The 7,961-nt window shown below is 74.1% G+C and carries 5 protein-coding genes; 3 read left to right on the top strand and 2 right to left on the bottom strand.

The genetic code is table 11. From position 1 onward, the window contains the following. Positions 1–249: 249 nt before the first annotated feature. Complete coding sequence (locus ACFY00_RS33500) at positions 250–1,407, bottom strand: acyl-CoA dehydrogenase family protein (protein ID WP_388036782.1); 1,158 nt, start codon at positions 1,405–1,407, stop codon at positions 250–252. Between the two features lie 179 nt (positions 1,408–1,586). Here ACFY00_RS33500 and ACFY00_RS33495 point away from each other — a divergent pair, with 179 nt between their 5' ends. Further along, positions 1,587–2,708, top strand: coding sequence for a TetR/AcrR family transcriptional regulator (locus tag ACFY00_RS33495; protein ID WP_388036780.1), 1,122 nt, complete (start codon positions 1,587–1,589; stop codon positions 2,706–2,708). 292 nt (positions 2,709–3,000) lie between these two features. Here the strand turns inward: ACFY00_RS33495 and ACFY00_RS33490 are convergent, their stop codons facing one another. Next, positions 3,001–3,318 carry a hypothetical protein gene (locus tag ACFY00_RS33490; RefSeq protein ID WP_388036777.1) on the bottom strand — a complete coding sequence of 106 codons (318 nt, stop codon included), beginning with the start codon at positions 3,316–3,318 and terminating at the stop codon, positions 3,001–3,003. A 447-nt stretch (positions 3,319–3,765) separates the two neighbouring features. Here ACFY00_RS33490 and ACFY00_RS33485 point away from each other — a divergent pair, with 447 nt between their 5' ends. After that, positions 3,766–5,604: an ATP-binding protein gene (locus ACFY00_RS33485; protein WP_388036775.1), complete on the top strand. Its 1,839-nt coding sequence runs from the start codon at positions 3,766–3,768 to the stop codon at positions 5,602–5,604. Then, complete coding sequence (locus tag ACFY00_RS33480) at positions 5,601–7,952, top strand: hypothetical protein (RefSeq protein ID WP_388036772.1); 2,352 nt, start codon at positions 5,601–5,603, stop codon at positions 7,950–7,952. Before ACFY00_RS33485 ends, ACFY00_RS33480 begins: the two co-directional genes overlap by 4 nt. Positions 7,953–7,961 lie beyond the last annotated feature (9 nt).

Below are 7,961 nucleotides of genomic sequence, written 5' to 3'. Positions count from 1 at the left end.
CCCCGCCCGCGGCCGCCCCCCGGCCCGCCGCCCCCCGCGCCGCGGGCCCCGGCGGGGGGGGGGGGGGGGGGGGGGGCGGCGCGCCGGGGGGGGGGGCCCCCCCCGCCCCCCCGCGGGGGGGGGGGGGGGGGGGGGGGGGGGGGGCCCCCCGGGGGGGGCCCCCCCCCTCCGGTGCGCCCGGGCCCGGTGCGCCCGGGCCCGGCGCGCCTTCGCCCGGCGCGCCTTCGCCCGGTGGGTCTCAGCCGCCGGTCACAGGCCGAGCGACTTGGCGATGATCGTCCGCATGACCTCGCTGGTGCCGCCGTAGATCCGGAACACCCGGTTGTCGGTGTAGAGGCGGGCGATCGGGTACTCCAGGATGTAGCCGTAGCCGCCGTGCAGCTGCAGGCACTTGTCGATCACCTCGGAGGCCGACTCGGTGCAGAACAGCTTGGCCGCGGCGGCGTCCGCCACCGTCAGCTCGCCGTTCTGGTAGAGCTCCAGCGCCTGGTCGACCATCGCCTGCTGGGCGAGCACCTGGGCCTGGCAGTCGGCCAGCGAGAACTTGGTGTTCTGGAACTCGGCGACGGCCTTGCCGAACACCTTGCGGTCCTTGACGTACTTCACCGCGAACTGCACCGCCGCGGCCGCCGAGGCGTACGCGCCGACCGCGATCGCCAGGCGCTCCTGCACCAGGTTGTGGGTCAGGTAGGAGAACGCCCTGCCCTCCTCGCCGAGCAGGTTCTCCACCGGCACCTTGACGTCGCTGAAGGACAGCTCCGCGGTGTCGGAGGTGCGCAGGCCGATCTTCTGCAGCTTGCGGCCGACCGCGTAGCCCTCGGACTTGGTGTCCACGCACAGGATGGACAGGCCCGCGCGGCGGTCCGCCGGGTCGTACGGGGCGGTGCGGCAGACCACCAGCACCAGGTCGGCCAGCACGCCGCCGGTGATGAAGGTCTTCGCACCGTTCAGGACGTAGTGGGTGCCGTCCGCGGACAGCTTCGCCGTGGTGGAGATGCCCGCCAGGTCGGAGCCCGCGCCCGGCTCGGTCATCGCGATGGCCGTCATGATCTCGCCCGAGACGAAGCCCGGCAGCCAGCGCTGCTTCTGCTCCTCGTTGGCGTACTCCATCAGGTACGGCAGCACCAGGCCGGTGTGCACGCCGGAGGAGCCGAAGGTGACGCCCGCGCGGGCGGTCTCCTCGTAGATCACCGCCTGGTACTTGAAGCCGGTCTCGCCCGCGCCGCCGTACTCCTCCGGGACCTCGATGCCGAACACGCCGAGTTCGCCGAGCTTGCGGTAGAAGTCGCGCGGCGGGTGGCCGGCCTCCTCCCAGCTCTCGTAGACCGGAACGACCTCGTTGGCGATGAAGTCCCGGATGGTCTCCCGGAACGCCTCGTGGTCCTCGTTGTACACGGTGCGGCGCACGGTGCGCTCCCTTCGGCTGCGGCTGATCGCGCAGTCAAGTTAATCGCCGGTAGCTTCCGGTGTCCAGGGCGGGCGGTGTGCTCGTCGAGCGGCGCGGCGACGGGCGTCGGCGGGGGTTAAGTGAACCGTTGCTAGCCTGGGCGCGAGGCGTGCGGGGACGGCCGGGGGAGGGGATCGCGGTGGTGCAGCGGCGTCCGGTGGTGCGCAGGCCGCCCGGTCGGCGGGCCCGGATCCTCGCCGTCGCGGCCGCCCGCTTCCACCGCGACGGCTACCACCGGGTCTCGATGGCCGAGATCGCCGCCGAGGTCGGCATCACCGCCCCCGCGCTCTACCGGCACTTCCGCAACAAGTCCGAACTCCTGCTGCGCGCCGTCGAGTCGGGCCTGCACGCGGTCTGCGCGGCGACGGCCTCCGGCAGGCCCGGTGAGCTCGCTGAACTCGCCCTGGAGCGAAGGGAGTTCGGGACGCTCTGGCAGCGCGACGCGAGGCTGCTGCCGCCGGGGCAACGGGCGGTGCTGCGACGGCAGTTGCGCGCGGCCGTCCGTGAATCAGCGGGCGAGGAGGGCGAGGAGGGCGAGTCGGCCCGGTGGGCGGTGCTCTCCGCCTACGGCAGCCTGAGCCACCACGGGGTGGTGCTGCCCCGGCGGCGGTACCTGGAACTGCTGGGCGGGATGCGGGAACGCCTGCTGGCGGTACGGGAGTTCGGGGCGTCGGTGGAGCCCGGTCCGCCCGGTTCGTCCGGTCCGCCCGGTTCGTCCGGTCCGCCCGGCCGGCCGGTGCCGGAGGGGGTGGGGCGTCGGGACGCACTGGTGGCGGCGGCGACCCGGCTGTTCCACCGGCGCGGGTTCGACAACGTCTCGATGGAGCAACTCGGGGCGGCCGTCGGCATCGCCGGGCCCAGCGTCTACAAGCACTTCGGCACGAAGTCCGCGCTGCTCGCCGCCGTCCTCGACCGCGGCCGGGAGCAACTGCGCCGCGAGGTGCTGCCGGTCCTCGCGGCGGGCCCCGCCCCCGCGGTGGAGGCCTTCGCCGCGTTCGCCTGGCGGGAACGCGACTACCTCGGCGTGATGCTCTCCGAGACCGAACGCCTCGCCCCGGGCGAACGCCGCGTCGCGGTCGACTTCCGCCGCGCGTTCCTCCGCGCCTGGGTCGAGCACACTTCGATGCCGAACGAACCGTCGGCGGAGGCCCGGGTGCGCGTCCACGCGATGATCGCGGTCGCGATCGACACGGCCCGCAGCGGAGCGGGAACGCCCGCGGCGGTGGCGGCGTACGCGGCCGCGGCGCTGGGCGGTGGATGAGACGAGGGGCGTACGGACGGGCGCGGGACGGTGCAGACGTGGCGCGGGGAGGGCTGCCGCGTTGGCGGGATGGTGCATTCAGGGGCGCGGGGAACTGCGCGAAGGGGGGCATCTCCCAGCCCCCCTTGGGGCTGGGGGAGGGAGGTGAACGCCAGCAAGATCGCGAGGCGGGCGGTGAGTTGATGTCACCTCGCGATCTTGCAGTGGGTGCGGGGTTGCCCGTGCGGTTCCCCGCGCCCCTGGGGTGCGCGTTCTGGGGGTGCGCGTTCTGGCGGTGCACCCGCGGAGCGGCTTAGTACAGGACGAAGGGGTAGTAGACGGTGTGCGCCAGGTTCGCGTTGGACTGGAGGGCGCCGACGCCGCCGGTGTTGTCGGTGACGCCGAGGGTGTTGTTCTGGTTGCCGGCGCCGGACCCGGTCGCGGTCTGCTGGGAGCTGTTGGCGTTGCCGTGGACGGAACCGATGATGTTGTTCGAACCGATGTTGCTGACCACGCTGCTGTCGGAGGAGTGGTCGGCGCCGGCGCCGTTGTCGGCGGAAGCGGTGCCGACCCCCGCGAGGAGGAAGGCGCCGAGGGCGGTGACGACGGCGACTGCGCGAATACGGGACACGGTGGTCTCCCTGCTAACTGGTGCGAATGTGACGCCGCGGGGTGGCCGCCCCGTCCGCGTCGGTTCCTGACGTCGCGTCATCAGGATTGCCGACTGGGCCGTTCGGGTTCCAGTCGGGGCACGCGGGTTCGCTCGAAGGTGTCACTCTTGTGAAATAGTTCCGGAACCGGGCGGGATCGTCGGAACACCACGCTGACATGGGATTTCACCGCGCCGGGCGGGCCGATCGGAGCCCCCAGTGCGTCAACCTCCGCTTGACCGAGGATCGACAGAAACCGGAAATCGGAAAACGGTGGTCGCCCGATTGTCGTACTGGCACACTGGGGCCTTATGTCTGATGGTCTTCCCCCTGCTTCCGGGCCCGACGGAAGCGGCGCCGAATTCCCCGCCTCCGAGAACTCGGCGAATCTCCGCACCACGGAGGTCGATCTCGGTGGACTGGTGGGAGTGCTCGCCACGCACCTGTACTCCACGCCGCTGGTGGCGCTGCGCGAACTCGTGCAGAACGCCCACGACTCGCACACCCGGCGGAAGTTGGAGGACCCGGAGGGGGCGTACCGCCCGCTGATCCGGGTCACCGGGGACCCGGCGGCGCGGACGGTGGCGATCGAGGACAACGGGGCGGGGCTGACCGAGCCGGAGATCCACGCGTACCTGGCGACTGTCGGCACCGGCTACACCCGGATGCTGCGCGACCTCACCGGCAACCAGGACCTGATCGGGGCGTTCGGGCTGGGCTTCCTCTCGGCGTTCTCGGTGGCCGAGGAGGTGACCGTGACCACCGCCTCGCACCGCGAGCCGCTGGCCGCGCACACCTACCGCAGCCGGGGCGGCGAGCAGTACAGCGTGGAGCCCGCCCCGGCGCGGCCCGGGCCGGGGACGGTGGTGCGGCTGCGGCTGAAGGCCGAACACGCCCACCTGGCGGACGAGTCCGCGCTGCGCGAGGTGCTGGCGCGGTACTGCGTGCTGCTGCCGATCGCGGTGTACGTCGGCGCGGACGAGCAGCCGGTCAACGACGTGGCGGTGCCCTGGCGGCAGGACCTGCCGGGCCCGGCGCACCAGCACCGGATGCGCTTCGCCTCCGCGTTCGCCCGCAGCTTCGAGCCGCTGACCGCCTTCCCGGTGGCGCCCGTCGAGGGCCGCACCGACGCGGTCGGGCTGCTGTGGGTGCAGGACGGCGGGACGTACGGGTCGAGCGACAACCGGGACCTCGCGGTGTACCTGCGCGGCATGCTGCTCGCCGACGACGCCCGTGACCTGCTGCCCAGTTGGGCCGGTTTCATCGGCGGCGTGGTCGAGTCGTCCCGGCTCACCCCCACCGCCAGCCGCGAGGACCTGCAGCGCGACGAGCACTACCGGGCGCTGCAGCAGGCGCTGGCCGACGCGATCGTGGACGGCCTGTACGAGACCGCCCGGCTGCACCCGGCGGCCTGGCGGCGGATCCTGGCCCGGCACGGGCAGGACCTGCTGGGCGCGGCGCTCTGCGACGAGCGGCTGTTCACGCTGCTCGCCGACGACGTCCCGGTGCCGACCTCGCAGGGCGAGCTGACCGCGGGCGCGCTGCGGGCCGCGGGCTCCGGCGCGGTGCACGTGGCGCTGGGCAGCGGCGGCGGCTTCGAGGAGATGCTGTACCGGGCGATGCAGGTGCCGATCGCCCGCGGCGACCGGTACGCGGTGCTGCCGTTCCTGCGCCGCTACGCGCAGTTGCGCGAGTGCCGGATCGTCGAACTGGGCAGCGAGAGCGGCAACAAGGAGCTGTTCCGGGCCCCGGACGCGCCGCTGCCCGCCGAGCAGCAGGCCTGGCTGACGGCCGCGCTGGCCGAGGACGGCGAGCAACTGGTGCCCGCGAGGTTCGACCCGCCCGGGCTGCCGCTGGTGCTGGTGCCGGACCGCGAGGCCGAGTTGAAGGCGCGGATCGAGGACGACCGGGCGGACGCCCGGATCCCGTCCGCCGCGCTGCAGTTGGCGCGGGCGTTCACCGCGCGCACCGACGGCGCGGTCAAGGCCCGGCTGTACCTGAACCTGGCCTCGCCGGCCGTCCGCGACCTGCTGACCGCGTACCGGGACGGGCACACCGGGGCGGCCACCGCGGCGGCGCTGCTGCGTTCGCTGAAGGTCATCATGGCGGCGGCCTCCGGCTCCGCGAACGGCGACCTGGGGGCGGCGCTGTCCGGGATCTCCACCGCGGTGGCCGCGCTCACCGCGCCCGTCCCCGTCGACGGCGGGTCGGCGGTGCCCGACACCATCTCCGCAGCAGACCTTCCGCGAGGGGACGAGGAACGATGACCACCGACATCTGGTCCTGGGTGCACGACACCCACCGCCAGCTCGCCGAGTCCGGCCAGTACCGGCTGGCCGACGCGCTCGCCGAGATCGCCGGGCACGCCGTCGAGGGCCGCAACGAGCAGTTGGACGCGATGTTCCCGGAGGCGCTGGCCTCGGCGCGGGCGCTGGGCCTGCCCTGGGTGGAGGTGTTCCTGCGGCACTGGCGGCTGCAGAACCTGCTGAACAAGCGCCACCAGGGCGAGGCCGCGATGTCCGAGGCGGTGTCGCTGCTGGAGTTCGCGCACCGCGAGGAGACCGCGGCCTGCCCCCAATCGGTGTGCGCCGTCCAGGACTTCACCATCTGCCACGCCAACATCGACGGCCCCGGCTACGTCCCGGAGCGGCTCGCCGTGCTGGAGGAGGCGCTGCAGCGGGTCGAACCGGCCCGGGCCTGCTTCGACTGCCTCTCCCGCGAGTACGCCGACACCCTGGAGGACGACGGCCGCCCTGCCGACGCGCTCACCCACCTGGACCGGGCCGAGACCCGGATCCGGGCGGCGGGCGAGCGCACCTCGCTGTCCTTCGCGCACAGCCGCGCCTCCGCCCTGTACCGGCTCGGCCGCCACCAGGACGCGCTGGAGGCCTACGACACCGCCGAACGCGCCTACGTCGCGGCCGGGAACCGGCTGGACGACGACGACCGGCGCAAGCTCGCGGTGGGCCGCGCCCTGCAGTTCGCCGCGCTCGGCCGCACCGACCACGCGTTGGAGCTGCTGCCGGACGCCGAGGAGGCCGACCGGTACCCCGACATCCGGCACCGCTGGTCCTCCGCCGTCGAACTGCTGGTCGCCGCGAAGGAGTTCGACAACGACGCCGCACTCGGCGCCCGACTCGCCTCCTGGGCCGGTGAGTTGGACGCGGCGGGCTCGCACCGGCCTTGTCTGGAGCTGGTGTTGCGGGCCGGACGGCTGGCCCTGGCCCGCGGCGCCCGCGAGGTCGCCCTCACCCTGGCCCGCACCGGCGAGCGCAAGCTCGGACAGCTCCGCCGCACCGAGGGCGTCGCCGAGCAGGTGGCCGAACTGCGGACCGCCGCCGAGGCCCTGCCGCGGCCCGAACTGCCGGTTCCGGTCGAGGAGTTGCCGAAGTGGCTGGCCGAGCACCGGCCCGACCCGGAGACCGGCGCCGAGCTGCTGGCCGCCGCGCTGGCCCTCGGCGGGACGCCCGACACCGTCCTGGTGGTCAACCTGGCCGGGGCTCTCGGAGCCCTCGGCCACACCCGGGCCGTCACCGAACTCGCATGGTCCCAACTGGAGTTGGACCCGGGCCACGAGTACCTCACCGGCATGCTCGGCCAGTTGCTGATCGACGCCGAGGACGGCGAGGGCGTCGAACGCCTGGCCGCCCGACTCGCCGCGGCCACCCCCGAGGACCCGTCCGACGCGCACTGGCTGCGCGCCCGCTGGGCCGCCGCCCAGGGCCGCTGGGCGGAGGTCGGCGAACAGTGCGCCGCCGTCCTCGCCCACTCGCCCGACGCGCTCAACACCCGCCGCCTGGCCGCGGCCGCCGCCACCCGGCGCGGCGATCACGCCGAGGCCCAGCGGCTCTACCAGGAGCTGCTGGAGCACGCCCTCGACCCGGCCGAGGCGGGCGAGGCGGACGAGCACCGCACCGTCCAGGAGCCCGACCTGTGGCACCTGGTCACCGCCGCCACCGCCAACCGCGACTGGGCGGCCGTCCGCGCCGCCGGGGCCCGGCTCGGCATCGAGTTCGACACCGACAGCGGCCCGGTCGAGGAGGAGTGGCAGCTGATCGAGCTGCGCGTCCCCCGCACCAACGGCACCACCACCGACCTGCCCGCGCTGCGCACCGGTCCGGCCACCGCCCGGGTGCTCCCGGTGCTGGGCGAGGACGTCGACCTCAACCACGGCGACGTCGTGGTGTTCTCCCCGGCCGTCCTCAACGACCGCCCGGAGCCCGGCTCCGTGGAGGCCGAGGACTGGCGCCCGGTCTTCGAACTCCTCACCCTGCTCGACCCGGCGGGCTACACCACCTACTGGATCGACGGCGCCTGCCCCGAACCCGAGCAGTGGTACGCCCTGCGCGACGCCCTCCGGGAGGCCGGGCACGCCGTCTGGGTCTACAGCGGCGACGGCTACCGGATCACCGACCCCACCGGCGGGCAGGACGACCTCCCCGGCATCTACGCCGCCCTCGGCGTCCCGCCCACCGGCACCGCCGCCCGGGCCGACGCCCTCCTCACCACCCTCACCGCCGACCTCGCCCACCCCCTCGCCTGGCCCGCCCTGGCCGAGGCGGCGGGCGCCGACACCGCCCGCCACCAGAAGATCGTCGACGACTACGGACTCTGACCGCCCCCG

It is taken from the genome of Kitasatospora sp. NPDC001540, assembly GCF_042894345.1.
In the GTDB taxonomy this organism is placed as follows: domain Bacteria; phylum Actinomycetota; class Actinomycetes; order Streptomycetales; family Streptomycetaceae; genus Kitasatospora; species Kitasatospora phosalacinea_C.
This window is presented reverse-complemented; position numbering and strand designations above follow the sequence as displayed.

Coding starts and splice junctions, on each gene's coding strand:
- ACFY00_RS33480 (WP_388036772.1), top strand. CDS start 5,601: ATGACCACCGACATCTGGTCCTGGGTGCACGACACCCACCGCCAGCTC.